The organism is Streptomyces sp. B1I3 (assembly GCF_030816615.1).
Lineage (GTDB): Bacteria > Actinomycetota > Actinomycetes > Streptomycetales > Streptomycetaceae > Streptomyces.
Genome location: NZ_JAUSYD010000001.1, coordinates 5,177,549 through 5,203,219, shown reverse-complemented (window position 1 = coordinate 5,203,219; position 25,671 = coordinate 5,177,549). Strand labels below are relative to the sequence as shown.

Genomic DNA, 25,671 nt, shown 5'->3' with positions numbered 1-25,671 from the left:
CCCATGTCCCTTGACCATCGGCTGACCGCCGAGCACGAGGAACTGCGCCGCACCGTCGAGGAGTTCGCCCACGACGTGATCGCCCCGAAGATCGGCGACTTCTACGAGCGTCACGAGTTCCCGTACGAGATCGTGCGGGAGATGGGGCGGATGGGGCTCTTCGGCCTGCCCTTCCCGGAGGAGTACGGCGGCATGGGCGGCGACTACCTCGCCCTCGGGGTCGCCCTGGAGGAGCTGGCCCGGGTCGACTCGTCCGTGGCGATCACCCTGGAGGCCGGGGTCTCGCTGGGCGCCATGCCCGTCTACCGCTTCGGCACCGAGGAGCAGAAGCAGCGGTGGCTCCCGAGGCTCTGTTCGGGCGAGGCACTCGGCGCGTTCGGGCTGACGGAGCCGGACGGCGGGTCCGACGCGGGCGGCACCCGGACGACGGCCGTGCTGGACGAGGCCACGGACGAGTGGGTCATCAACGGCTCCAAGTGCTTCATCACCAACTCCGGCACGGACATCACGGAGTTGGTGACGGTGACCGCGGTGACCGGCCGCAAGGAGAACGGCGCCCCACGCATCTCCTCGATCATCGTCCCCTCCGGCACCCCCGGCTTCACGGTCGCCGCCCCGTACTCGAAGGTCGGATGGAACGCCTCGGACACCCGTGAGCTGTCGTTCGCCGACGTGCGCGTCCCGGCGGCCAACCTCCTGGGCGAGGAGGGCCGCGGATACGCGCAGTTCCTGCGCATCCTGGACGAGGGCAGGATCGCCATCTCGGCGCTGTCGACGGGCCTGGCGCAGGGCTGCGTGGACGAGTCCGTGAAGTACGCGCGGGAGCGGCACGCCTTCGGCAAGCCGATCGGCGCCAACCAGGCCATCCAGTTCAAGATCGCGGACATGGAGATGCGGGCACACATGGCCCGGATCGGGTGGCGGGACGCGGCCTCCCGGCTGCTGGCGGGCGAGCCGTTCAAGAAGGAAGCGGCGATCGCGAAGCTGTACTCGTCCACGGTGGCGGTGGACAACGCGCGCGAGGCGACGCAGATCCACGGTGGGTACGGCTTCATGAACGAGTACCCGGTGGCCCGGATGTGGCGCGACTCCAAGATCCTGGAGATCGGCGAAGGCACGAGCGAGGTCCAGCGGATGCTGATCGCACGGGAGCTCGGGATCGACGCCTGAGGACGGACGCCCGCATGGATGTCGGCAAGCCGCTCTCTCCGGTACGGGGAGGGCGGCTTCCTCCTGCCCCTCCCTCCCCCCTCATGTGAGGTTAGGCTAGCCTACCTTCGATCAGTCGGCGGGCGCCCTCGGCGCGTACGAAAGCAGACACACCCATGCCCCACGTCCGGACCACCTCCCTTTCCCGCCGCGGCCTGCTGGCCGCCGGTGGAGCCGTCGGCCTCGGGGCCGTACTCGCCGCGTGCGGTGACGACTCCACGAAGGAGTCCGGCTCGGACACCGGCGCCGCGAAGTCCGGCCCCTGGAGCTTCAAGGACGACCGCGGACTGACCGCGAAGGCCGGCTCCGTGCCGAAGAACATCGTCGCCTTCATCGGCGTCGCCGCCGCTCTTCACGACTACGGCATCGAGGTCAAGGGCGTCTTCGGCCCGACGAAGACCGCGGACGGCAAGCCGGACGTCCAGGCAGGCGACCTCGACATCAGCAAGGTCGAGGTGCTCGGCAACGTCTGGGGCGAGTTCAACGTCGAGAAGTACACCGGTCTCGCACCGGAGCTGCTCGTCACCGCCATGTGGGAGAAGGACGCCCTCTGGTACGTGCCGGACCAGTCCAAGGACAAGATCCTCAAGCTGGCCCCGAGCGTCGCCCTGTGGGCCGCGCAGACCACTGTCCCCAAGGCGATCCAGCGCCACGAGGACCTCGCCGTCTCCCTCGGCGCCGACGTCGAGGCCAAGACGGTCACCGACGCGAAGGCCCGCTTCGAGAAGGCCGCCGCCCGGCTGCGCGCCGCCGCGAAGTCGCAGCCGAACATCAAGGTCATGGTCGGCTCCGCCAGCCAGGACCTCTTCTACGTCTCGCTCGCCAAGACGTCCGCGGACACCCTCTACTTCCAGGAGCTCGGTGTGCGGTTCGTCGAGCCGAAGGTCAACGCCGCCGGCTTCTTCGAGGAGCTGAGCTGGGAGAACGTGGACAAGTACGAGGCCGACATCATCATGATGGACAACCGGTCCTCGGCCCTCCAGCCCGACGCCCTGACGTCGAAGCCGACCTGGGCCCAGCTGCCCGCCGTCAAGGCCGGCCAGGTCGTCCCGCGCACGACGGAGCCCATCTACTCGTACGCCAAGTGCGCGCCGATCCTCGAGGACCTCGCCGAGGCCATCGAGAAGGCGAAGAAGGTCAGCTGACTCCCCGGCCCGGGGCGGCGTGGCCGCGGCCGGGAGCAGCCGAGGGAGGAGCCGCCGGGGTGGCCGATCGGCGGATCCCGGGAGCACGCGGAACCGGTCCGAACCGTTCAGTCGGTACGCGGGCCGGCGCGCTGGCAGAATCCGCCGCATGGCGGACATCATCACGCGCGACGGAACGTGGCAGTTCGACGGTGACTCGGTACGCATCGTGCCCGGCGGCAGGGTTCATCCGGTGCGGCAGGACCTCGGCGAGTTCGCCGTCCCGCTGCAGGCCGTGGCGGGCATATCGTTCGAGCCCGACCGCAAGGGGGGCCGCCTGCGGCTGCGCCTGCGCACCGGCGCGTGCCCGGTCCTGCGCGCCGCGGACGGCCGGCTCAGGGACGCCTGCGACCCGTATCAGCTCGCCGTCGAGAAGGACCGCACGGGCGTGGCCGAATACCTCGTGGACGAGGTGCGCAACGCCCTCCTGATCGAGCAGGTGCCCGACGGGCCGGTGGACGGCTTCCTGCTCCCCGGCCCGTCGGTACCCGTGTCCGGGGGCGGCGGGGACGGTACGGCGTCCTTCGACGGGGAGACGGTCCGGCTCGTCTGGAACTGGAAGGCCGAGGACGCGAAGTCCTCGGGTGGCGCGGTGTCCTTTCCCGTGGCGGAGGTGACGGGGGTCCGCTGGGTGCCCTCCATCGGGCTGGAGAACGGCTTCCTGCGCTTCGACCGGGGTGGTGTCACCTCCTCCCTGCCGCCCAAGTTCGATCCGTACGCGCTGGACCTGTGGGGGCTGTCCAAGCGCGAGTACACCGCCGTGCTGGTGGCGGCCGCCGTACTCGTGCGGATGCCCGCCGCGCGGACGGGAGCGAAGCCCCTCGTCCTGCCCGCCCCCCAGGGCGGCGCCGGGCCTGCCGCCGGCACCGGCAGCAGCACGGCGGCGGCGGTTCCCGACGATCAGGACGTCCTGCTGCGCCGGCTGCGCGAGCTCGGCGAGCTGCACGAGGCGGGCATCCTCACCGACGAGGAGTTCACCACCGCGAAACAGGCGGTTCTGCAGCGTCTGTGAGTCCATCGAGTGACACACTTCCGTGCCCGCCTGCCCGATATCGGGCAGATTTCTTGCGAATCCCGCTCATCCCGAGCAATATCAACGGGTGCTCGAACACCGCGCCTCGCATGACGACCTCATCGACCACCTCATCCGCTCCACCCCGCTCCAGCGGGGCGAAGCGGTCCGGGTGATCCTCGACGTGCTGGCGTACTTCGACGAGACGGCCGAGGACTTCGTCCGCCGCCGCCACCGCGAACTGCAGTCCGGCGGCCTGGTGAACACGGAGATCTTCGAGCGGATCGCGGCCGAACTGCCGCACCGGGCGGTCGCACCGCAGGAGCTCTCGCTCCGGCAGCTGCGCCGCATCGTCTACGGCTGAACAGCCGGGCGGCGAAGAGGCCGGGCGACTGAACGGTCGGGACGGCCGGGCACTCACTTGTACGTCGATGGAGGGGCAGACTCTATGTGCGGGATCGTCGGTTACATCGGGAAGCGTGACGTGGCTCCGCTGCTGCTGGAAGGCCTGCAGCGGCTGGAGTACCGGGGCTACGACTCGGCGGGCATCGTCATCACGGGCAAGGCCCCGGCGGGGAAGCCGGGCACCCTGAAGACGGTCAAGGCCAAGGGCCGGGTCCGTGAGCTGGAGGCCCGGGTGCCCAAGCGGTTCGCCGGCACCACCGGCATCGCCCACACCCGCTGGGCGACGCACGGCGCTCCGAGCGACGAGAACGCCCACCCGCACCTCGACGCGGAGAACAAGGTCGCCGTCGTCCACAACGGCATCATCGACAACGCCTCCGAGCTCCGCGCGAAGCTCGTCGCGGACGGGATCACCTTCCTCTCCGAGACCGACACCGAGGTGCTGGTCCACCTGATCTCCCGGGCGCAGGCCGCCACCCTGGAGGAGAAGGTCCGCGAGGCGCTGAAGTCCGTCGAGGGCACGTACGGCATCGCCGTCCTGCACGCCGACTTCAACGACCGCATCGTCGTCGCCCGCAACGGCTCCCCGGTCGTGCTGGGCATCGGCGAGAAGGAGATGTTCGTCGCCTCCGACGTGGCCGCCCTCGTCGCGCACACCCGCCAGATCGTCACCCTCGACGACGGCGAGATGGCCACCCTCAAGGCCGACGACTTCCGCACGTACACCACCGAGGGCTCGACCACGACGGCCACGCCCACCACGGTGGAGTGGGAGGCCGAGTCGTACGACATGGGCGGCCACGACACGTACATGCACAAGGAGATCTCCGAGCAGGCCGACGCCGTGGACCGCGTGCTGCGCGGCCGCATCGACGACCGCTTCTCCACCGTGCACCTCGGGGGTCTCAACCTGGACGCCCGCGAGGCCCGCGGGGTACGCCGGATCAAGATCCTCGGCTGTGGCACCTCGTACCACGCGGGCCTGATCGGCGCCGGTCTCATCGAGGAGCTGGCCCGCATCCCCGCGGACGCCGAGCCCGCGTCCGAGTTCCGCTACCGCAACCCCGTCGTGGACCCCGACACGCTGTACGTCGCCGTGTCCCAGTCCGGTGAGACCTACGACGTGCTGGCCGCCGTCCAGGAGCTCAAGCGCAAGGGCGCGCGCGTCCTGGGCGTCGTGAACGTCGTCGGCTCGGCGATCGCCCGCGAGGCCGACGGCGGGATGTACGTCCACGCCGGTCCCGAGGTCTGCGTCGTCTCCACCAAGTGCTTCACCAACACCGTCGTCGCCTTCGCGCTGCTCGCCCTGCACCTGGGCCGCATCCGCGACCTGTCCGTCTCCGACGGCAAGCGGATCATCGAGGGCCTGCGGAAGCTGCCCGCGCAGATCGGGCAGATCCTCGAGGCCGAGGACGAGATCAAGAAGCTGGCCGAGGAGTACGCGGGCGCGCAGTCGATGATGTTCATCGGCCGTGTCCGGGGCTACCCCGTCGCGCTGGAGGCCTCCCTCAAGCTCAAGGAGATCTCGTACATCCACGCGGAGGCCTATCCCGCCTCCGAGCTGAAGCACGGCCCCCTCGCCCTCATCGAGCCGGCGCTGCCCACGGTCGCGATCGTCCCCGACGACGACCTCCTGGAGAAGAACCGGGCCGCGCTCGAGGAGATCAAGGCCCGCAGCGGGCGCATCCTCGCCGTCGCCCACCGTGAGCAGGAGAAGGCCGACCACACCATCGTCGTGCCGAAGAACGAGGACGAGCTCGACCCCATCCTGATGGGCATCCCGCTCCAGTTGTTCGCCTACCACACGGCGCTGGCCATGGGCCGTGACATCGACAAGCCGCGCAACCTGGCGAAGTCGGTCACCGTCGAGTAGCCGGCGGCCCGCACACGGAGCGGCTCGCGCACGGAGGGCTCGCGGACACGGAGCGGCCCCCGCACCACGCCACGGTGGGTGCGGGGGCCGCTCTCCGCGCGCCTGGCGCGTGCGGGCGGCAATCGGGCCGCCCGCAGAGGATTGACGGGCCGTCAGGGGCCGCCCTGTGGCCTTCTGAGGCCTCCTGGAATGACGCTCCGAGGCCTCAGGGGATGACGATGACGGGGCGCTGGGCGCGTCGCGCGAGACGGCCGGCCACCGAGCCGAAGATCCGGCCCACGATGCCGTGCGTGGAGCCGACCACGATGGCGTCCGCCGAATACTCGCGGCCGACCTCCTCCAGCTCGTGGCAGATGTCACCGCCACGCTCGACGAGCACCCACGGCACGTCGGAGAGGTAGTCCGCGCACGCCAGCTCCAGGCCGAGGACCTCGGTGCGGTGGTCGGGCACGTCCACGAAGACCGGCGGCTCGCAACCCGCCCAGACCGTGGTCGGCAGCCGGTTGGCCACGTGGACGATGATCAGCCCGGAACTCAGCCTTCCCGCCATGCCGATGGCATAGGCGAGAGCTCGCTCGCTGGACATGGAACCGTCGAAACCGACCACGACCCCATGCCGGAAGGCGGGATCGCAGGAGGGGCGCGACTCTGCGACCGTCTGCGGGTCCGACCGGGGGTCGGCTACCTGCTTGCGGTCTGCGGGTTCAGGGATTTCGTGACCGGCCATCGGTGTCTCGGCGAAGAGAGTCCTCGTGAGGAGGGAGCGGTGTGGAGGTGGGCCTGCGAGCGGTGAAGCCGTGTCCGGGAATCATCTTCCCAACTCCTTACCCTCAAGGGTACGGCGCCACTCCTTCACTGCCCAGCCCTCGCACGGCTGCGTGCGGCAATGGGGGGAGCATGCCCGAGACCGTCCCGTATGGCAATGCCGGTTGTGTCGTACATCCAGCTCGGGCGAAGTGGCCGGCTTCCGTTCCGGTTCTCGCCGGCCGGTGTGACAGATCCACGAGCGGCTTGCGGACGCGGCCCGCCCGTCACCGGCCCGGCCGTCACTCCCCGCCACCGGGCGGCTCCGGGTGGTTCACATCGGGGCGTCGAAGAGTCTCCTGAAGGCCTCGGGGCGCACTGAAGCTGCCGACGCCAGGGGTCGTACGCCGGTCGCATGACTGAAAGGCGCACGCGCAACCGCCGGTTTTCAGCCAACTTCACATCGGCCCCCTTTTCTTGGCGTTATGGCCGACCAAGCCACGTGCCACCAGGCAGGAATAGACCGCGCGGTACGCTTTGACCCGACGCGGACGGGCCATGATCACCAGGCGCTCTTCCCTGAGGCGCTCGCGGGTGAAACGCTTCGTGATCAAATGCTTCGCGCCAAGTTGCCTTGTCGACATAGTGCCGGTGGGGGAACGTGTCACGTCGGCACCACGGAACGCAGTAGATTCGATCATGGGGATCGAGGACTGGGGACGCGTGCGAGACCGAGGGGAAACGTGCAGGAGCGACAGGCCCGTAGGGACCAGGGAGACGCGAACACCGAGGGGGGCTTAGCGTCATGAGCCAGGACTCCGCCACCACAACGGAGGCCGCACGGAAGCTGACCGGGCGGCGGCGCCGGGAAGTCGTAGCCGTACTGCTGTTCAGCGGCGGCCCTATCTTCGAGAGCTCCATCCCGCTCTCCGTTTTCGGAATCGACCGCCAGGACGCGGGGGTTCCGCGCTACCGCCTGCTGGTGTGCGGGGGTGAGGAAGGGCCGCTGCGCACGACCGGCGGGCTCGAACTCAGCACGCCGTACGGCCTGGAGGCGATCAGCAGGGCCGGCACCGTCGTGGTGCCCGCCTGGCGGTCCATCACATCACCGCCGCCCGCCGAGGCACTGGACGCGCTGCGCCGCGCCCACGAGGAGGGCGCGCGCATCGTCGGACTGTGCACGGGCGCCTTCGTGCTGGCCGCGGCCGGTCTGCTGGACGGCCGCCCGGCCACCACACACTGGATGTACGCACCGACGCTGGCCAAGCGTTATCCGTCGGTGCACGTCGATCCGCGAGAGCTGTTCGTCGACGACGGAGACGTACTCACCTCGGCCGGAACGGCGGCCGGAATCGATCTGTGCCTCCACATAGTCCGTACCGACCACGGCACCGAGGCGGCGGGGGCGCTGGCTCGCCGGCTCGTCGTACCGCCGCGGCGCAGTGGCGGTCAGGAGCGCTATCTGGACAGGTCTTTACCGGAGGAGATCGGCTCCGACCCGCTCGCCGAGGTCGTGGCCTGGGCGCTGGAGCATCTCCACGAGCAGTTCGACGTGGAGACGCTGGCCGCGCGTGCCTACATGAGCAGGCGGACCTTCGACCGCAGGTTCCGCTCGCTCACGGGCAGCGCACCGCTCCAGTGGCTCATCACCCAGCGCGTGCTGCAGGCACAGCGGCTGCTCGAGACCTCCGACTACTCGGTCGACGAGGTGGCGGGCCGTTGTGGCTTCCGTTCGCCGGTCGCGCTGCGCGGGCACTTCCGCCGCCAGCTGGGCTCCTCCCCCGCCGCGTACCGGGCCGCCTACCGGGCCCGTCGTCCGCAGGGCGGGGCGCTCGAGGGCGTCACCACGGTGATGGAGACGTCCGTGCCCACCCAGGGCACGGCGTCGAGCCGGCGGGCCGCTGTGGCGGCCTCCCCCGGCCCGGCACCCGTCACCGCGGCGGCGGGCTCCGGCGGCCCCATGGAGCACTTCGCGGGGATGCCCGATGCGTACGTTCCCGGGCGCCCGGCCCTGCCCGGGCAGCGGAGTGCCCCGTAGGGTGGGGCGCATGAACGACCGCATGGTGTGGATCGACTGCGAGATGACCGGGCTCTCGTTGACGGACGACGCACTCATCGAGGTGGCCGCGCTGGTCACCGACTCGGAACTGAACGTGCTCGGCGAAGGGGTGGACATCGTGATCCGCCCGCCGGACGCGGCGCTGGAGACGATGCCCGAGGTGGTGCGGCAGATGCACACCGCCTCGGGCCTCCTCGACGAGCTGGCGGGGGGCACCACCCTGGCCGACGCCGAGGAGCGTGTCCTGGCGTACGTGCGCGAGCACGTGAAGGAGCCGGGCAAGGCCCCGCTGTGCGGGAACTCGGTCGGTACCGACCGGGGCTTCCTCCTGCGGGACATGCCGTCGCTGGAGGGCTACCTCCACTACCGGATCGTCGATGTGTCCTCGGTCAAGGAGCTGGCCCGGCGCTGGTACCCGAGGGCGTACTTCAACAGTCCGGACAAGAACGGCAACCACCGGGCGCTGGCGGACATCCGTGACTCCATCACGGAGCTGCGGTACTACCGCGAGGCCGTCTTCGTGCCGCAGCCCGGCCCGGACTCGGCACGCGCCAAGGAGATCGCGGCACGCCACACGCCGCCCACCGCCCAGTAGGGCGCACACCCCCTGGTCACGGGCCCTTCGGGGCCCGCGACCGGGGCCGGAAGAACTCGGGCGCGAGCACCCTCTCGGACCCTGTACACTTTTTCTCGGCCGGTCGGAAAAAGACCGGGCGACATGGTGGGTATAGCTCAGCTGGCAGAGCACCTGGTTGTGGTCCAGGATGTCGCGGGTTCAAGTCCCGTTACTCACCCTGATGGAGAAAGGCCCGACCTGTGAAAACAGGTCGGGCCTTTCTCGTGCCCTGTGCCCTGTGCCCTGTGCCCTGTGCCCTGTGCCCCGATACCGGCCCCGGACACCGTCCGGCGTCCCGTCCGGGAGCGCGGGACGGGCGCGGTGGGGCCCTGGGCCCAGCGGCAGCCTCTCCGGGCCCACGTGGCCGGCAGCCGCGCGGTGCGGGACGCTGCGGGACGGCGAGGAGGAGGCACGCCGGCCGGGCGGTCGCCGGGCGTTCCACCACCGCTCGCTCCCGCCACGCCACGCGCAGCAGGTACTGGAGCGCGCCCTCGCCGAGCCGATGTCCGTCCGGAGGCTGGTCACCGCTCCCGTCACCGCTCCAGGCAGCGGCCTGCGAGCCCGCGGGTCACCGAGGTGTCGGCGGCACGCCGGCATGGTCGCGGGTCCGCCGTACGCACGGCGCGGCCGGCGTCCGGCTGGGCAGCCACGTGAGACCCGGCACAGAGCGCCCCGCACCGCATCGAAACCCGCCTGCCGGGCACTCGGCACAGTGGCCCTGCCGCGCATTCCCCCGACGCGGCGGGGCCGCCCCCCACGTCCAGCGGGAAGTCAGCGGGAAGCCACCGGCTCGCCCCCGGTGCGGCGCCCTTCACGGGTCTCCAACCGGGTGATCACATGAGCGTGGAAGCGGTCCACCGCCTCGTCGACACTGCGGATGAACCCTGATTCGGCATTGCCCCGGCCGTTGCCCATGCCCTTGAACAGGGAGAGCCGGAAGCCGACGATCTCCGCACCGTCCTTCGGGAGGAGGTCCGCCGGTTCGGGGTCACCACGGATCCGACGTCCTCGCTCAGCGCGGCCAGACCGACGTTGGCACCCTTGACCATCTTCTGCATGCGGCCCCCCAAAGGCACTGCCGGACCAGGGCGCACGCGCGGCAGGATGGTGTGTGACGTTGTGTGGTGCGTCACACGTTCGCCGTATCCGGGAACCCTAGTGGCCGACGACTCCGCTCATGGAGGAGTTGTGAAATTTTTGACCTTCGTACGAGCAAGCGGGCTCACCCCCGCACGTCAGGACGACTCCCGCACCACCAGCTCCGTGGGCAGCACGATCCTCGGGCGTTCCTGGGTGCCGTCGCCCGAGGAGCGGTTCGCGATCTCCTGGAGCAGGACGCGGGTCATCGTGCGGCCCATCTCCTCGATCGGCTGGCGGACGCTCGTCAGCGGCGGGTCCATGTGGCGGGCCACCGCCGAGTCGTCGAAGCCGATGAGGGCCACGTCGTCCGGGATGCGGCGGCCGGACTCACGCAGCACCTGGCGGGCGCCCGCCGCCATCACGTCGGATGCGGCGAACACCGCGTCCACGTCCGGGCGCCGGGCCAGCAGCTCGCGCATGGCGCGGACGCCGCCTTCCTCGCTGAAGTCGGCAGGGGCGATCAGCCGCTCGTCCGGGTCGAGCCCGGCCGCGGCGACGGCCTTGCGGTAGCCGTCGAGGCGGCGCTGGGCGCCGTACACGTCGAGGCGTCCGGTGATCGTGGCGATGCAGCGGCGGCCCCGCGCTATCAGGTGGTCCACCGCCGCGCGGGCGCCCTCGAAGTTGTCGGAGTCGACGGAGGGCAGCGTCTCCGCCGCGTGCCTGCGGCCGCTGATCACGGAGGGCATGCCGAGCTGCTCCAGCAGGTCGGGCAGCGGGTCGTCCGCGTGCACGGAGACCAGCAGCACACCGTCGACCCGGTGCGCGGTCAGGTACTGGGCCAGCCGGCGGCGCTCGCGGTCGTTGCCGGCGAGGGTCAGCAGCAACTGCATCTCGGTGTCGGCGAGGGCCGCTCCGACTCCCCGCACGATGTCGGAGAAGTACGGTTCGGCGAAGAACCGGGTCTCGGACTCGGGCACGACGAGCGCGATGGCGTCCGTCCGGTTCCCGGCGAGCGCGCGGGCCGCCCGGTTGGGCACGTAACCCAGTTCGGCGACGGCCGCCTCGACGGCCTCCCTGGTCTGGGCGCTGACCCGGGGCGAGCCGTTGATGACGCGTGAGGCAGTGCCCCGCCCCACTCCGGCCCGTGCCGCTACCTCTTCGAGCGTGGGCCGCCCGCCACTCCGTACTCGCGCTGCCGCCATGGCTGCCTCCCGTTCGCGGTCAATTTCTCACAGCGGGGTAGCCAAACCAAGTCCCACTGCCCGTTCCCTCGACACTCGTGCGGACCTGGCGGTCCGTGCCGGCGCCACATTCTTGGGAGCGCTCCCAAGCCTACGGCGTCCGTGTGACCGGCAGGTAAGGCGGGGCGGGCGCAGAAAAGCGGGGCCCGCCCCCCCCCGGGCGGGCCCCGCTCCTCCTTCTCGGGTCAGACCGCGCCGTCGGCCCGGGGCAGGGCGTGGCGGCGGATCACGTCGGAGTACCAGTGGGCGCTCGCCTTGGGGATGCGGCGCTGGGAGGCGTAGTCGACGTACACCGCACCGAAACGCTTCGAATAGCCGTACGCCCACTCGAAGTTGTCCATCAGCGACCACAGGAAGTAGCCGCGGACGTCCGCGCCGTCGGCGATCGCCCGCCGGACGGCGTCGAGGTGGCCGTGCAGGTAGGCGATCCGCTCGGGGTCCTCGACCTTGCCCTCGGGCGAGACGTAGTCGTCGAACGCGGCGCCGTTCTCGGTGACCATCAGCGGCAGACCGGGGTGGTCGCGGTGGACGTCCATGAGCAGGCTGTACAGCCCGTCGGGGTCGATCGACCAGTCCATCGCGGTGCGCGCCTTCCCCTCCGCGAGGTGGAAGGCGATGTGCTCGGAGCCGGGCCACGGGGAGTGGGCGCTGCTGCCGTGGGCCTCGCTGCGCGCGTAGTCCGCACCCTCGACCGGGTCGGAGACCAGGGTCGGCGTGTAGTAGTTGATGCCGAGCGCGTCGACGGGACGGGAGATGGCCGCGAGGTCGCCGTCCTTGACCAGTTTCGACCAGTCCACCAGGTGCGAGGTGTCGGCGATCAGGTCCTCGGGGTACTCGCCGCGCAGCATCGGGCCGGTGAAGACGCGGTTGCCGACGGCGTCGATCCGGCGTGCGGCGTCCACGTCGGCCGGACTGTCGGTGAGCGGGCGGACCTGGTGGAGATTGAGGGTGACCGAGGTCTGCGCAGCAGCGGGGAGTTGGGCGCGCAGAACCTCGATCGCCCGGCCATGGGCGAGGTTGAGGTGGTGGGCCGCCTGCAGCGCCGCTGCGGGCTCGGTGCGGCCGGGGGCGTGCACACCGGAGCCGTAACCGAGATAGGCCGAGCACCACGGCTCGTTGAGGGTGGTCCACATGCCGACCCGGTCGCCGAGTGCGCCGGACACGATGGCGGCGTAGTCGGCGAAGCGCTCGGCGGTGACGCGCTCGGGCCAGCCGCCGGCGTCCTCCAGCTCCTGGGGCAGGTCCCAGTGGTAGAGGGTGGCGACGGGCATGATGCCGGCGTCGAGCAGCTCGTCGACGAGTTTGCGGTAGAAGTCCAGGCCGCGCTCGACGGCCGGGCCTCGGCCGGTGGGCTGCACACGGGACCAGGAGACGGAGAAGCGGTAGGCCTTCAGCCCGAGCTGCTTCATGAGTGCGACGTCGTCGCGGTAGCGGTGGTAGTGGTCGGCGGCGATGTCGCCGGTGTCGCCGTTGCGGACCTTGCCGGGAGTACGGCTGAAGGTGTCCCAGATGGACGGCGTGCGGCCGTCCTCGGCAGCGGCACCCTCGACCTGGTAGGAGGCGGTCGCCGCGCCCCAGATGAAGCCCGTGGGGAACTGTGCCTCGGGCGCCTGCTTCGGGGTGGTGTCGGGTCGTACGGCAGTCATGCGGGAGCGCTCCCATGGGTGGAGGGAAAGGGACGGGAAGTGCGGGGGCCCCGACCCCCGTACGGTCTGTGGTCAGGTACAGGCCGTACGGAACGGCCGGGGCCGACCGGGGAGGACCGGCGGCCCGGGGTCGGACCGGGGCCGGACCGCGGCGGGACCGCCGGCCGGAGTCCGCTGCGGGCGGTCAGCCCTTGACGGCACCGGACATGATCCCACCGACGATCTGCTTGCCGAAGATCACGAAGACGACGAGCAGCGGCACTGTGCTGATCAGCGCGCCGGCCATGATGATGCTCTGGTCGGGAACGTAGGAGGCACTCAGCTGGCCGAGGGCGACCTGCAGGGTGGGGTTCTCCTGGTTCAGCGCGAGGTAGGGCCAGAAGAAGTCGTTCCACGTCTGGACGAAGGTGAGCATGCCGAGCACCATCATGGCCGGGCGGGCCACGGGGAGCACGATGCTCCGGACGATACGCAGGTTGTTCGCCCCGTCCATCCTGCCCGCCTCGATGAGCTCGTACGGCAGCGCCTCCAGGAGGTACTGACGCATGAAGAACACACCGAAGGCGCTCACCAGGGTCGGGAAGATCACCGACTCCAGCTGCCCGCCCCAGCCGATGTCGGACATCATCATGAACAGCGGGACGACGCTCAGCTGCGGAGGGATCGTCAGGGTGGCGATGACCGTGGTCATCAGCGCTCCACGGCCCCTGAAGCGCATCTTGGCGAAGGCGTAGCCCGCCAGGGTGCAGAAGAAGAGGGTCGCGGCGGTGATGCAGCAGGACACGATGAAGGTGTTGAGGATGGCTGTGCCGAGGTGGGCCTGTTCCCAGGCCGCTTCGAGGTTGTCGAACAGCTTGCCGCCCGGGAAGAGCGGCGGAGGCGTGTCCAGCACCTCGTCCTGGGTGCGGGACGCGGTGACGAGCGTCCAGTACAGCGGGAACAGCGAGCCGATGCCGACGACGGCCAGGGCGAAGTAGGCGAAGGGTCCCGCGTGGTGCTGGCGGCCGGCTCCGGGCTTGAAGCGGCGGCGGCGCGGCGGTTCGCCGGGGCGGGCGGCGGTCTTGGTGACGCCGCGGTGGTCCGGGGCGGTGATGGGGCTGGTGGTGGTCATGGTTATCGCTCCCCGTCAGGCCGCGGTCTTGCGCGCGAAGCGCCCGATGAGCCAGTTGATCGCGGCAATGAGCAGCAGCAGGACGAGCATGGCCCAGGCGACTGCGGCGGCCGGACCGAGGTGCCCGAGATTCCAGCCGTAGTTGTAGAGGTAGATGCTGAGCGTTTCGTACTGGTGCTCCGTGCCGCCCTGCGCTCCGTTGACGCCGCCCTCGAGCAGGAGGGGCTCACCGAACAGCTGCATGGAGCCGATGGTCGAGATGACGATCGTGAAGAGGATCGTCGGCCGGAGCGCGGGAATCGTCACGTTGCGGAACTGCTGCCAGCGCGAGGCCCCGTCGATCGAGGCGGCCTCGTACAGGTCCGAGGGGACCGCCTGCATGGCGGCCAGGTAGATCAGCGTGTTGTAGCCCGTCCAGCGCCAGATCACGATGACGGCGATGGCGATGTTGGACGTCCAGTGGCCGTTGACCCAGTTCGTCTCACCGGCGCCGAAGAAGCTGAGCACCCAGTTCAGGAGGCCGCCGTCCGCGCGGAACACCAGGGCGAAGACGAGAGCCGCGGAGGCCACCGAGGTGGCGTACGGGGTGAGGATCACCGTGCGCCAGAAGGTGCTGGCACGCAGCTTGTAGTTCAGCAGGTGGGCGAGGCCGAGCGCCATCATCAGCTGCGGGACGGTCGAGATGACCCCGATGACGAAGGTGTTGGTGACCGCGGTCCAGAACTCGGAGTCCTGCAGGATGGTGCTGAAGTTGTCCCAGCCGACCCATTCCATCTGGTCGAGGCCGGTCATCTCCACCTTGTGGAGGGCGATCCAGCCCGTGTAGATGAGGGGGTAGAGCCCGAAGGCCCCGAAGACGAGGAAGAAGGGGGCGATGTAGGCGTACGGCGACGCCTTGTCGTCCCATCGCCACAGCCGGCTGCGCCATGCCTGGCGAGCGGGGGTCATGGGCTTCGGAGCGCGGCGGCTGGGCCGGGAGCCGTGTGCGCCCCGGGTGGGGGTCGTGGTTGCCACAGGTGGGAGTCCTTCCCTGGGGTGTGCCGACACCACAGGGGCAGGCCGGGCCTCTGGTCAGGTCCGGCGGGGGTGTCGGAAGCCGTGCACGGGGCCGGTTCGGGAACCGGCACCGGTGCGGGCGGCCGGGGACGCGTGGAAGGCGTCCCGGCCGCCCGCACCGGCCAGGATCAGCCGATCACCTTGTCGATGGCCTCGGTGGCGGCGTCCCAGGCCTTGTCCGGGCTGGTGCCGCGCTGCTCCATGTTGTTGATCTGGGTGGAGATGGAGTCCTTGATGATGCCGTCCTTCGGGCCGAGCACGGCCGCGGGGATGATCTGTGCCTCTTCGGCGTAGATCTCACCGATGGGGGCGTTGTTGAAGTACGCCAGCTTGGCGCTCTTCACGTCGGCGAGCTCGTAGGCGCCCTTGTTCGACGGGAAGACACCGACCGCCTTGAAGACGGCGGCCTGCTGCTCGGGCGCGGTCAGCCACTTGACGAGCTCACCGGCCTCCTTCACGTGCTTGCCCTTCGCGGGCACGGAGAGGAACGAACCGCCCCAGTTGGCCGCGGTCTCACCCGGAGTGCGGGCGATGTCCCACTTGCCCTTGAACGCGTCACCGGCGTACGTGGAGATCTGCGCCGCCATCCACGCGGGGCAGGCGACGGTGGCGATGCTGCCCTTGCGCAGGGCCGCCTGCCACGGGGGGCTGAACTGGGCCAGGCCCTGGGTCAGCTTCTTGTCGACGGCCTCGGCGGCGAGATCCCAGCCCGCCTTGACGCCGGCGCTCTCCTTGTAGATCGGCTTGCCGTCCTTGGAGTAGTACTGCTCCGAGTCGGAGCTGACCACGCCGTTGTACATGGCGCTGGCGGAGTCCATGAAGAAGGTGTCCTTGGGAGCCTTCTTCTTGTACTCCTCACCGAGCTTGAGGTAGTCCTCCCAGCCGCCGGCGACCTTCGCGGCGACCGCCTCGCGGTCGGCCGGCAGACCGGCCTGCTCGAACAGGTCACGGCGGTAGCAGATCGACATGGGGCCGATGTCGGTGCCCGCTCCGATGACCTTGCCCTCGTCGGTGCTGGCCTGCAGCGCCTTCCAGTTCACCCACTGGTCGGTGTCGACCACCTTGGCGAGGTCGGTGAACGCGTCGGCCTTGGTGTCGACGAGCTCCTTGATGCGGCCGACCTCGATGCCCTGTACGTCGGCCAGTCCGCTGCCCGTGTTGAGCTGCTGGAGGAACTTGGGGTAGTAGACCTTCTCGTCGGCCGTGGTGTTTTCCTTGACCGTGATGTTCGGGTGGAGCTCGTGGTACTTCGCGAAGAGCCCCGCCTCCTTGTACCCGAACTGCCCGAAGTCGGCGACGGTCAGGGTGATGTTCCCGTTCGCGTCGGCCTCGTCGGAGTCCGATCCCGAGTCGCTGCAGCCGGTCAGCAGCAGCGCGGTGGCCGTGAGGCCCGTGGTGGCCATGACGGCAGCTCTGCGGCGTCGACCTGCGACGGTGCGGGTGATGCGCATTCCACTACTCCTTGTTCCAGGGTGGGACTGGCGTTCGTTCGATCTGCTCGGCATACGCGCTGGTGGGTGCGGGTGCCAGTGGTACGGAGAGGACATGGGCTGTGCCGTCCCCGTACGAGCGAAAAACCTCGTTCGATATGGGAGCGCTCCCATGCGCTGATGCCGGAAGATTGCTGCCTGAAGGGGGTGGGTGTCAAGAGTTGAAGACGCTTCCGTTGCCCGAGTGTGTCCTGCAAGTCACGCGAACGTGTCCGACCGAGGTCTTGCGTTCATCGACGCACCCTGCATGGGTTGAGCGCCCGGTTGCCAAAGTCCGCAGGTCAGACGGATGTTGGGCCGAAAAGGCGGCAGCTGTCCGCGATCCGGGGCGCCTCGTCGGCGGTTTTCGGCGCGGGCTTTCCGGCGGGTGCCACCGGCCCCGCCCGTCCGGAGACGCCCGCCGGAAAATGAACGGGACACGGCGGTTCGGGGGTGCCCAGAGGGACCTGAGTGCCTTCCCGCGTTCTTTCCCCGAACTCCGGGCGGGCAGGGGGGTGTTCCGCTCGGCGGGTGGAAGGTGCGGACAAAGGGGCGCGCACCCCGGCCGGATGTGGGGGGTGGGGGGCCGGCCGGGGTGCGCGGGCGGGGATGGTCTGCGGACGGGCGGGGATGGTCTGCGGGAGTACGGGAGTGCCTGCGGGGTGGGGGCGGGTGGGTGCCCGCGGGTGGAGCGGGCGGGTGCTAGCGGAGGGCTCCGAAAGCCTTCGTGAAGGCCAGCGGCTCCTGGAGGATCGAGCTGCAGCTCGCGTCCGCCGTCGGCTTGGTGCCGCCCGCACACTGCTTGTCCCGCGTGCCGGACCACATCGCCAGCCGCCCGATGCCCTTCTCCTGCGCGAACTTCACCAGCTGGGCGGCGTCGTCGACCTTGAAGACCTCCGTCGCGACGTCGTTGACGCCGATCATGGGGGTGACCGCGACCGCCTTCCAGGCGGCGTCGTCGGAGAGGCCGAGCACGCCCTTGATCTGTGCCTGGGTGGCGGTGGCAGCCTGGGTCGCGTAGTCACCCATGTCACCGCTGTAGGAGGCCCCGTAGTCCATCGCCATGATGTTGACCGCGTCGACCGTGACCCCGTTCTTCTTCGCGTCTGCGATCAGGTCCACGCCCGGCTGGGTCAGCCCCTCGGGCATCACCGGCAGCGTGAAGGAGACGTCCAGTCCGGGGTGGGACTTCTGGAGTTGGGCGATGGCCTGCGAACGGCGGGAGTTGGCCGCCGTGTCGGGCAGCGCCCCGCCCTCGATGTCGAAGTCGACCTTGGTGAGCTCGTAGGTGTCGATGACCTTGCCGTACGCGGCGGCCAGTTCGGCGGCCGAGGAGCAGTGCAGGGCCAGTTCCGCGCCGGCCGCGCCGCCGAAGGAGACGCGGACGTCTCCGCCTTCGGCCCGCAGTGCGCCGATCTGGGCGGCCACCGCGTCGTCACCGAGGGCGGTCACCCCGCCCCAGAGCGGGGTGCAGCTGCCGCCGGACGTGATGAACGCGAGCGTGAACTCCTTGACGCCCGTCCGGCCGGCCGTGTCGAGCAGGTCGTACGCCGGGTAGAGGGAGGTGTCGACGTACGGGGCGAACCGCGCGCCGGTTGCCGTACCGCTCCCGCCGTCGCCGTTCCCGCCTCCGTCGCCGTTCCCGCCTCCGTCGCCGTTCCCGCCTCCGTCGCCGTTCCCGCCTCCGTCGCCGCCGGACGTCCGGGAAGGCGTGGGCGCGGCCGTTCCCGTCTCCGTGGGCGCGGGCGTCGCCGTCTGCGTCGGTGTGGGCGCCGGCGTCCCGGTCGGGCGTCCGCTCGGCTGCGGTGTCGCGCCGGCGTCGGCGGAACACGCGGCGCCGTCGATGACGCACTCGACCGGATCGGCCGCGGTGCCCGACGCGGCGGTGACGAAACCGACCGTCACGGACGCGCCGGGGGCGAGGTCCTTGTTCCAGCTCGCCGGCTTCACGGTGACGTGGCCGCCGCTGACGCTGTGCTCACCGTTCCAGAGCGAGTCGATCTTCGTGCCGGCGGGGAGGTCGAATTCGAGCGTCCACCCCGACCGGGTCCTGCCGGTGTCGTTCGTGACGACGTACTGCCCGGTGTAGCCGCCGCTCCAGCCGCTGGTCCTGGTGTAGGTGGCGCCGACCGCCGCGGCCTGCGCCGTGCCGGTGAGTGCGAAGACCGTGCCGCCGATGACAGCCGCAGCGACCAGGGCGCCGACCGCCTTGGTGCGGGTACTGGTCGTGCGGCGGTGCGTGCTGGTACCCATCGCGTTCCTGCCTCTGTCCTGCCGGGGGGTGATTGCGTCTGCACGCTAGCCGCCCGGAAACCGGCAAATGGGGCTCTTGGTACCTCGGCCGATGTTCTTAGGGTTGGCTTAAGGAGGGCATCGGCGCCGGTTAATGGTCCGGCCCCGGCTCGCGGGGGTCACCGCACCCGGCTCGCGGGGTCACCGGCCCCGGCGTTCCGGCTCATGGCTCCCTGCTCCCCCGGTCCGCAGGCCGCTGCGCCTGCCGTTCCGCTTCCCCTTGCGCTTGCCCACCCGGTGGTCGCGGCGCGCGCGTTCGGACGGGCCGTCCAGCCCGATCCAGATGCGTACCTCCGTACCGCCGAGCACCGAACGCCCGATCCGCAGGTCACCGCCGGTGGACTCGGCGACCCGGCGGACGATGTCCAGGCCGAGGCCGGTCGATCCCACCGCGTCCCGCCCACCGCTCCGGCCGCTGGCGCCCCGGGCCAGGGCCGCCGCCGGGTCGGGTATGCCGGGTCCGGCGTCCGAGACCAGCACCAGGACCGCGTCGCCGCTGTGGTGGACGTCGACGGCGAACGCGGTGCCCTCGGGGGTGTGCCGGAAGACGTTGCCGAGCAGGGCGTCGAGCGCGGCGGCCAGTTCGGCCCTGGCGACCGGGATGCGGACCGTGCGGTCCACCCCCGCGAGGCTGACCGTACGGCCCTCGTCCTCGGCCAGCGCCGACCAGAACCCCATGCGTTCCCGGATCACCTCGGACGCGTCGCACCCGGCGCCGGCGCCCGTCTGGACGCCCTGTGTCTGCGGGCGTTGCTCACGGGCGGTACGGATGATCGTGTCGACCTCGCGCTCCAGCTGCTGGACCGCGGCCCGGGTCTGCTCGGCGGCCGGCCCCTCGCCCAGCGAGGCGGCGTTGAGGCGCAGCACGGTCAGCGGGGTGCGCAGCCGGTGCGAGAGGTCGGCGGCGAGCTCGCGTTCGTTGGCGAGGAGCTGGACCACCTGGTCGGCCATGGAGTTGAAGGCGACGGCCGCGGACCGCAGTTCGGTCGGTCCCTCCTCCGGGACCCTGGTCCCCAGCCGGCCCTCCCCCAGGTCCTGGGCGGCACCCGCGAGGCGCTGGGCGGGCTCGACCATGCGTACGCCGAGCCGGTCGGCGACCGCGACCGAGCCGACGATCAGGGCGATGCCGACGCCCGCCAGCATCAGCCAGGCCGTGCCGACTCCGTGGGAGAACTCGCCCTCGGCCACGAAGACCTCGACGACGGCGATGTCACCGGAGCCCAGGGCGGTGGGCTGGAGGAGGGCGGAGCCGCCCGGCACCTCGGCGATGGAGGCGCGCCCCGACTCGCGTACGGTCTCCAGGTCCTCCCGGGTGGCGCGCCGGGTGCCGATCTCGAGCCGCCGGCTGTCCGGTTCGTCGGTGGCGGGGACATGGACGGCGAGCCGCCCGTCGCCACCGGGTTCGGTGGACAGGACCGCGCGGGTCAGCTCCTCGCGGTCGGTGGTGATGGTGAGGGTGGGGCCGATGGTGGCGGCCTGGCGCTCGGCGTCGGAGAAGGCACGGTCCCGGGCCATTTCCTTGACGACGAGTCCGAGGGGCACGGCGAACGCGATCACGACCATGGCGGTGACGGCCAGACAGACCTTGACCAGAGCCCATCTCATGAGGGCCGCTCGGGCGCCGCCGGCGGTTCGAGTTTGACGCCGACACCGCGCAAGGTGTGCAGGTAGCGCGGCCGGGCGGCGGTCTCCCCCAGTTTGCGGCGCAGCCAGGAAAGGTGGACGTCGATGGTCTGGTCGTCGCCGTAGGACTGCTGCCAGACCTCGGCCAGCAGGTCACGGCGGGCGACGACGACGCCGGGGCGTCCGGCGAGGAAGGCCAGCAGGTCGAACTCCCGGCGGGTCAGGTCGAGCGCGTTCCCGTCCAGTTCGGCCTGACGGCGCAGCGGATCGATGGAGAGCCCGCCGACCTGGATGACGCGTGGGGGCGGCGCCTGGCCGGCGGCACCCCGGGTGCGGCGCAGCACGGCGGCCATGCGGGCGGAGAGGTGCTCCACGGAGAACGGCTTGGTGAGGTAGTCGTCGGCGCCGTCGTTGAGCAGCCTGACGACCTCCGCCTCGTCGTCCCGCGCGGTCGCGATGATGACCGGTACGTCGGTGATGGACCGCAGCATCTTGAGCGCCTCGCCACCGTCGAGATCGGGCAGTCCGAGGTCGAGGATGACCACGTCGAAGCGGAAGTGCGCCACTTCGCGCAGCGCTTCGAGCGCGGTGCCGACACTCCGTACCGTGTGGGAGGCCTCGGTCAGGTGCCGGATGAGGGCGGAACGTACGAACTGGTCGTCCTCGACCACGAGCACACTTGGCATGGGCGGCACCGTAGCCCATCCGGAGGAACCCGGTCCCCTCCGGGACAACACCGGGACGGGTGGTGCAGGATGTGCCCGATGCAGCGAGGATTCGTACACGCGACCGCGTGGCTGCTCGCCACCGGGGCGGCGGTCACCCTGTCGTGGTGGGGCGTGCACACGGTGATGTCGGGGACGGCGTACGACCCCCCGCGTGCGGTGCCCGTCTCCGTGGGCGCGGGGAGCGTGGACGGCGTACGGGCCACGGACGCGCCGGTGTCCTCGTCGACGCACAGCGCCCTGCCGTCGCCCTCGCCGAGCGTGACGGCTTCGCGCGCCGGGACCTCGCCGTCACCCCGCCCCTCCCGGCGGCCTTCCTCGCGGCCTCCCTCGGAGAGTGCCGGTCCGGCCGGGTCCCCGGCGCCCGCTGCGGGTTCCGGCGAGGTGAAGAGCTACCCGACGCGCGGCGGGCGGGTCGTCCTGGAGCTGACGGACGACGCGGCGAAGCTGGTCTCGGCCACCCCCGAGCAGGGCTGGTCGATGCAGGTGTGGACGACCGGGCAGTGGATCCGGGTGGACTTCGGCGACGGGGCCGGCGCCACGGTCTCCGTCTTCTGCACGTGGAACGGTCATCCGCCGACGGTGCAGGTCGTCGACCAGTGACGCGCGCGGGGCGAGGCCGTCAGTCGAAGGCGCCGGGCGGCGGGGCCGGTGAGGGCCGGGCGCCCTCGTCCGTGACGACGGCGGCGCCGCCGGTGAAGTCGGTGAGGGCGCGGCCGTGTTCGACCCGGCCGGGATGCGGGTCGCTCGCGACCCTGCGGGTCAGTTCGGCGACGGCGAGGGGAAGGGCCGATGCGACCAGGACCGCGTTGCCGAAGCGGCGTCCCCGCCAGACGGCCGGGTCGGCCGCCACGGCCAGTTCCGGGAAGACGGACGCGGCCGTGGCGATCTGGCCGCGGAGGTGGGCGAGCGGCGGTCCGTCGGCGAGGTTGGCGGCGTACTGGCCGCCGGGCTTCAGTACCCGGCGCACCTCGGCGAGGAATTCGGCGGAGGTGAGGTGTGCGGGAGTACGGGCTCCACCGAAGACGTCGGCGATGACGAGATCCGCCCATCCGTCCTGGATCCTGCCGAGCCCGGCGCGGGCGTCCGCGGAGCGCACCCGTATCCGGGCCTGCGGGTCCAGCGGGAGTTCCCGGCGCACGAACTGGACGAGGGCCGCGTCGATCTCGACGACCTGCTGGGTGGAGCGGGGGCGGCCCGCCGCGACGTAACGGGCGAGTGTGAAGGCGCCGCCGCCCAGGTGGAGGACCTGGAGGGGCCGGCCCGGGGGCGCGGCGAGATCGATGACGTGGCCGAGCCTGCGCTGGTAGGCGAACGAGAGGTACGCGGGGTCGTCGAGGTCCACGTGGGACTGCGGGGCACCGTCGAGCAGCAGCGTCCGGGCCCGCGGCCGTTCACGGTCGGGGACGAGCTCGGCGAGCCCGCCGTCCACCGGGGCCGCGACGCGCTCCTGCCCGTCGGGCCGATTCCGGGCGCTCCCGCCCTTCGCCGACGATCCTCGACGTGCCACGCCCTTGCCCTCGCTCACCGGTTCCGGCCGGTGTCCTGGGACGGCCGGCAACGGCGGGAACTCCGCCCACCTGCCCATTATCGCCTCAGCGGCAGTTGTCGGCCGCCTCGATGAGACGGGCCGCCTGGCCGAGAGCGGCCCGGAGCGCGTCCGGGTCGGTGACCGGGGCGTCGGCGCCGGGTGGCAGGAGCCAGCCGCCACCGACGACGGGCGGTTCGGCGGGGAGGCTGAGTCCGCGTCCGTCCGTCCGCGTACAGGCGCTGCCGGGTACGTCCCACGCGTCCGCCGTACCCGGTGGCACCAGGAAGCCGAGGGTGGCGCAGGCGCCGTCGTGCAGAACCGGGCCGACGGGTTCGTGGTCGGCGCCTCGGCGCAGGATGTCGACGGCCTCCAGACCTTGACGCGCCGGGACAGTCACCAGGTCGCACGGTGCGGTTTCCGGGCCCATGTGCAGCAAGGGAAAACCCTCCTCTGTCGCCGAACGGGACCACGCCCCGTCTCGCATGGACCAACGCGCCGACGGCGTCAAGGGCTACGGCGGCACGCCGCCGCAAAGGGTGGCAGTTCATGGCGGATCACGGGTGAGATGTCTGATTTGTTGCGAAACGCAGTGTGTGCGTTCCGTCACAGCAGGTACGTTCTTGCTCCGCCGGGACACCGGAGCAGGCGCCCGGCTGCACACCAGAGAGGGCCCCGCCATGGTGTCGACACGGGCAGTTCCCAACCTCGCCTTCCGGCGGCTGCGCGGACAGCGCTCCGCCGGAGAGTTCGCGGCAACGGTCCGCAGGGCTGCCCGCGAGATCGGTGAACACGTCGCGTGCGACGCCCGGTACATCGGGCGCGTGGAGGCCGGCGAGATCCGCTGTCCCAACTACGCGTACGAACGGGTGTTCCTGCACATGTTCCCCGGGGCCACCCTCGAGGACCTGGGCTTCTCGGCCCGCGAGAGCGTGCGCGGCCGGGGGGCCCGGCCGGCGCCCCCTCCCACCACTCCCCCCACGCTCCACAGTGATACCGACGAGGAGAGCGACGTGCTGCGTCGCGTGTTCATGACCAGCGGCACCGCCACGGTGGCAGCCGCGTCCCTGGGTCTCGGCAGTGCGTCCGCCACCGGCCTGATCGCCCTGCCCGCACAACGCAGGGTCGGCGCGGCCGAGGTGAGCGCCGTCGAGAACGCGGTGCGGCAGATCCGGCTGCTGGACGACCGGCACGGCGCGGACGGCCTCTATCGGCGGGCCTCCCAGCCGTTGCGGGCCGCGTACGCCCTGCTCGACGCCGGGACGTCGGCCCGTCGCGGCACCCTGGACCGGCTGCACGCCGGCGCCGGTGAGCTGGCGATCTCCGTGGGCTGGCTGGCGCACGACTCGGGCCGTTTCGACGACGCGCGTTCGCACTACGCGGAGGCGCTCGCGACGGCGCGGCTGGCCGGGGATCCCGCGCTGGAGGCGCACGCGTTCTGCAACGCGTCGTTCCTGGCCCGGGACACCGGGCGGCCCAGGGAGGCGGTCCGGGCGGCGGAGGCGGGCCAGCGGGCGGCCCGCCCGCTCGGCTCACCGCGGCTGATGGCCCTCCTCGCCCTGCGGGAGGCCGGCGGCCGGGCGTGGCTCGGGGACCGTACGGGGTGCGAGCAGGCGATGGGGCGGGCACGGTCGGCGTTCGAGCGGGGAGCGCGCGACTCGGACCCCGAGTGGATGACGTTCTTCCGTGAGGCGGAGCTGGAGATACTGCAGGCGCAGTGCTGGTCGGCGCTGAGCGACTGGCCCCGGGCGGCGCGGCACGCCCGGCGGGCCACCCGGCTCCAGGACCCGCACTTCACCCGGAACCTCGCCCTCTACCGGGCGCAGCTCACGGGTGACCTGGCCCGCGCGGGCACGGCCGACGAGGCCGCGGCGGCGGGTCACCAGGTGCTGGACCTGCTGGACCGGGTCCAGTCCTCGCGGATCCGGGGGATGCTGGCGAGCGCGGTACGGGTGCTGCGGCCGCGGGGCGGGCCGGAGGTCACCGCGCTCCTGAACCGGTACGAGGAGCTGCCACCCGCCGGATGACCGGCGGGCTCGCACGAGCCCGCCGGCCCTGCCGGTCCCTTGGCCTCCGAACGGCCTGCCGGCCCGCCGGCCCGCCGCCGTGGCGGCCCACCGGCCTACTGCCTACCGGTCCAGGTGCCCCGTGTCGTTCCAGCGTTCCAGGGCCGGCAGGCCGTACGCCCACCCCAGCACGGACAGCGAGGTCGGCTCCAGCCGGATGCGCGCGGCGAAGGACACGTCCTCGCCCAGCCACCGCGCTCCCAGCGCCCGCAGGATGTGGCCGTGCGCGAAGACCAGCACGTCGCGGTCGCCCGATCGCGCCCATTCCACGATCGCGTCGGCCCGGGCCGCGACCTCGGCCAGGGTCTCCCCGCCGGGCACGCCGTCGCGCCAGATGAGCCAGTCCGGACGGTCCGCCTTGATCTGTGCCGGGGTCAGTCCCTCGTACTCCCCGTAGTCCCACTCCATCAGCGCGTCCCACGGCTCGGCGCGCTCCCCGAACCCGGCGAGCGCGCACGTCTCGGCCGCCCGGACGAGCGGGCTGGTCCGCACCTCCACCCCGGGCAGCCCTCCCCAGGGCTCCCGGTGCAGCCGCTCTCCGAGCAGCTTGGCGCCCTCGCGGCCGGTGTCGAGGAGGGGGATGTCGGTCCTGCCGGTGTGATTGCCCTGGACCGACCACTGTGTCTGGCCGTGCCGGGCGAGCAGGATTCGCGGTGCCATGACGGCTCTCCCTGAAAATACTGAGATCCGAAGATCCGGGGACCCTAGGATCTGATGGGTCCGGGACAGCGG

22 protein-coding genes, 1 tRNA gene and 1 pseudogene are annotated in these 25,671 nt (G+C 71.3%); 10 read left to right on the top strand and 14 right to left on the bottom strand.

The window, feature by feature from the left end:
- The first annotated feature begins 3 nt into the window (after window positions 1–3).
- The 5 genes from QFZ58_RS23785 to glmS all read left to right on the top strand — a co-directional run bounded on the left by QFZ58_RS23785 (window position 4) and on the right by glmS (window position 5,683).
- A complete protein-coding gene (locus QFZ58_RS23785; protein WP_307126931.1) occupies window positions 4–1,170 on the top strand; it encodes an acyl-CoA dehydrogenase family protein in 1,167 nt (388 codons plus the stop codon).
- 155 nt (window positions 1,171–1,325) lie between these two features.
- The gene (locus tag QFZ58_RS23780) at window positions 1,326–2,354 is read left to right on the top strand and encodes an ABC transporter substrate-binding protein (protein ID WP_307126930.1); all 1,029 of its coding nucleotides are present in this window, start codon (window positions 1,326–1,328) and stop codon (window positions 2,352–2,354) included.
- Window positions 2,355–2,502: 148 nt separating this feature from the next.
- On the top strand, window positions 2,503–3,405 hold the full coding sequence (locus tag QFZ58_RS23775) for a DUF4429 domain-containing protein (protein WP_307126929.1): 903 nt from the start codon (window positions 2,503–2,505) through the stop codon (window positions 3,403–3,405).
- 88 nt (window positions 3,406–3,493) lie between these two features.
- Window positions 3,494–3,769: a hypothetical protein gene (locus QFZ58_RS23770; protein WP_307126928.1), complete on the top strand. Its 276-nt coding sequence runs from the start codon at window positions 3,494–3,496 to the stop codon at window positions 3,767–3,769.
- Window positions 3,770–3,853: 84 nt separating this feature from the next.
- Window positions 3,854–5,683, top strand: coding sequence for a glutamine--fructose-6-phosphate transaminase (isomerizing) (gene glmS, locus QFZ58_RS23765; RefSeq protein WP_307126927.1), 1,830 nt, complete (start codon window positions 3,854–3,856; stop codon window positions 5,681–5,683).
- Window positions 5,684–5,888: 205 nt separating this feature from the next.
- On the opposite strand, the gene QFZ58_RS23760 is transcribed toward glmS, so the two are convergent.
- Both QFZ58_RS23760 and QFZ58_RS23755 read right to left on the bottom strand, forming a co-directional pair.
- Window positions 5,889–6,410, bottom strand: a complete 522-nt coding sequence (locus tag QFZ58_RS23760) for a universal stress protein (RefSeq protein WP_307126926.1) — start codon at window positions 6,408–6,410, stop codon at window positions 5,889–5,891.
- A gap of 475 nt (window positions 6,411–6,885) precedes the next feature.
- Window positions 6,886–7,128, bottom strand: coding sequence for a hypothetical protein (locus QFZ58_RS23755; protein ID WP_307126925.1), 243 nt, complete (start codon window positions 7,126–7,128; stop codon window positions 6,886–6,888).
- Window positions 7,129–7,232: 104 nt separating this feature from the next.
- Here QFZ58_RS23755 and QFZ58_RS23750 point away from each other — a divergent pair, with 104 nt between their 5' ends.
- The 3 genes from QFZ58_RS23750 to QFZ58_RS23740 all read left to right on the top strand — a co-directional run bounded on the left by QFZ58_RS23750 (window position 7,233) and on the right by QFZ58_RS23740 (window position 9,280).
- Window positions 7,233–8,465, top strand: a complete 1,233-nt coding sequence (locus QFZ58_RS23750) for a helix-turn-helix domain-containing protein (protein ID WP_307126924.1) — start codon at window positions 7,233–7,235, stop codon at window positions 8,463–8,465.
- Window positions 8,466–8,475: 10 nt separating this feature from the next.
- Window positions 8,476–9,081 (top strand): oligoribonuclease, encoded by a 606-nt coding sequence (orn, locus tag QFZ58_RS23745; RefSeq protein WP_307126923.1) that lies wholly within the window; start codon window positions 8,476–8,478, stop codon window positions 9,079–9,081.
- 126 nt (window positions 9,082–9,207) lie between these two features.
- Window positions 9,208–9,280, top strand: a tRNA-His gene (locus QFZ58_RS23740).
- A gap of 593 nt (window positions 9,281–9,873) precedes the next feature.
- On the opposite strand, the pseudogene QFZ58_RS23735 reads toward QFZ58_RS23740, so the two are convergent.
- The 9 genes and pseudogenes from QFZ58_RS23735 to QFZ58_RS23695 form a co-directional block, all read right to left on the bottom strand.
- Window positions 9,874–10,113, bottom strand: a pseudogene (locus QFZ58_RS23735) (TerD family protein); the annotation flags it as partial.
- 224 nt (window positions 10,114–10,337) lie between these two features.
- Window positions 10,338–11,384: a LacI family DNA-binding transcriptional regulator gene (locus tag QFZ58_RS23730; protein ID WP_307126922.1), complete on the bottom strand. Its 1,047-nt coding sequence runs from the start codon at window positions 11,382–11,384 to the stop codon at window positions 10,338–10,340.
- A gap of 224 nt (window positions 11,385–11,608) precedes the next feature.
- Window positions 11,609–13,069, bottom strand: coding sequence for a GH1 family beta-glucosidase (locus QFZ58_RS23725; protein WP_307126921.1), 1,461 nt, complete (start codon window positions 13,067–13,069; stop codon window positions 11,609–11,611).
- A gap of 184 nt (window positions 13,070–13,253) precedes the next feature.
- Window positions 13,254–14,180 (bottom strand): carbohydrate ABC transporter permease, encoded by a 927-nt coding sequence (locus QFZ58_RS23720; protein ID WP_307126920.1) that lies wholly within the window; start codon window positions 14,178–14,180, stop codon window positions 13,254–13,256.
- Window positions 14,181–14,195: 15 nt separating this feature from the next.
- Window positions 14,196–15,194 carry a carbohydrate ABC transporter permease gene (locus QFZ58_RS23715; protein ID WP_307126919.1) on the bottom strand — a complete coding sequence of 333 codons (999 nt, stop codon included), beginning with the start codon at window positions 15,192–15,194 and terminating at the stop codon, window positions 14,196–14,198.
- A 170-nt stretch (window positions 15,195–15,364) separates the two neighbouring features.
- Entirely contained in the window at window positions 15,365–16,687 is a 1,323-nt protein-coding gene (locus QFZ58_RS23710; RefSeq protein WP_307126918.1) for an ABC transporter substrate-binding protein, read from the bottom strand.
- Window positions 16,688–17,407: 720 nt separating this feature from the next.
- Entirely contained in the window at window positions 17,408–18,958 is a 1,551-nt protein-coding gene (locus QFZ58_RS23705; protein ID WP_307126917.1) for a cellulose binding domain-containing protein, read from the bottom strand.
- 180 nt (window positions 18,959–19,138) lie between these two features.
- Complete coding sequence (locus QFZ58_RS23700; RefSeq protein WP_307126916.1) at window positions 19,139–20,602, bottom strand: HAMP domain-containing sensor histidine kinase; 1,464 nt, start codon at window positions 20,600–20,602, stop codon at window positions 19,139–19,141.
- On the bottom strand, window positions 20,599–21,306 hold the full coding sequence (locus tag QFZ58_RS23695; RefSeq protein WP_307126915.1) for a response regulator transcription factor: 708 nt from the start codon (window positions 21,304–21,306) through the stop codon (window positions 20,599–20,601). The genes QFZ58_RS23700 and QFZ58_RS23695 overlap by 4 nt, the downstream gene beginning before the upstream one ends.
- Before the next feature lie 78 nt (window positions 21,307–21,384).
- Between QFZ58_RS23695 and QFZ58_RS23690 the strand changes: the two genes are divergently transcribed.
- Window positions 21,385–21,948, top strand: a complete 564-nt coding sequence (locus QFZ58_RS23690) for a hypothetical protein (protein ID WP_307126914.1) — start codon at window positions 21,385–21,387, stop codon at window positions 21,946–21,948.
- A 19-nt stretch (window positions 21,949–21,967) separates the two neighbouring features.
- Here the strand turns inward: QFZ58_RS23690 and QFZ58_RS23685 are convergent, their stop codons facing one another.
- The gene (locus tag QFZ58_RS23685) at window positions 21,968–22,855 is read right to left on the bottom strand and encodes a spermidine synthase (RefSeq protein WP_307126913.1); all 888 of its coding nucleotides are present in this window, start codon (window positions 22,853–22,855) and stop codon (window positions 21,968–21,970) included.
- Window positions 22,856–22,940: 85 nt separating this feature from the next.
- A complete protein-coding gene (locus QFZ58_RS23680; RefSeq protein ID WP_307126912.1) occupies window positions 22,941–23,303 on the bottom strand; it encodes a hypothetical protein in 363 nt (120 codons plus the stop codon).
- Between the two features lie 250 nt (window positions 23,304–23,553).
- Here QFZ58_RS23680 and QFZ58_RS23675 point away from each other — a divergent pair, with 250 nt between their 5' ends.
- The gene (locus QFZ58_RS23675; RefSeq protein ID WP_307126911.1) at window positions 23,554–24,900 is read left to right on the top strand and encodes a tetratricopeptide repeat protein; all 1,347 of its coding nucleotides are present in this window, start codon (window positions 23,554–23,556) and stop codon (window positions 24,898–24,900) included.
- 102 nt (window positions 24,901–25,002) lie between these two features.
- Here QFZ58_RS23675 and QFZ58_RS23670 read toward each other — a convergent pair whose 3' ends face one another.
- Complete coding sequence (locus tag QFZ58_RS23670; protein ID WP_307126910.1) at window positions 25,003–25,599, bottom strand: histidine phosphatase family protein; 597 nt, start codon at window positions 25,597–25,599, stop codon at window positions 25,003–25,005.
- Window positions 25,600–25,671 lie beyond the last annotated feature (72 nt).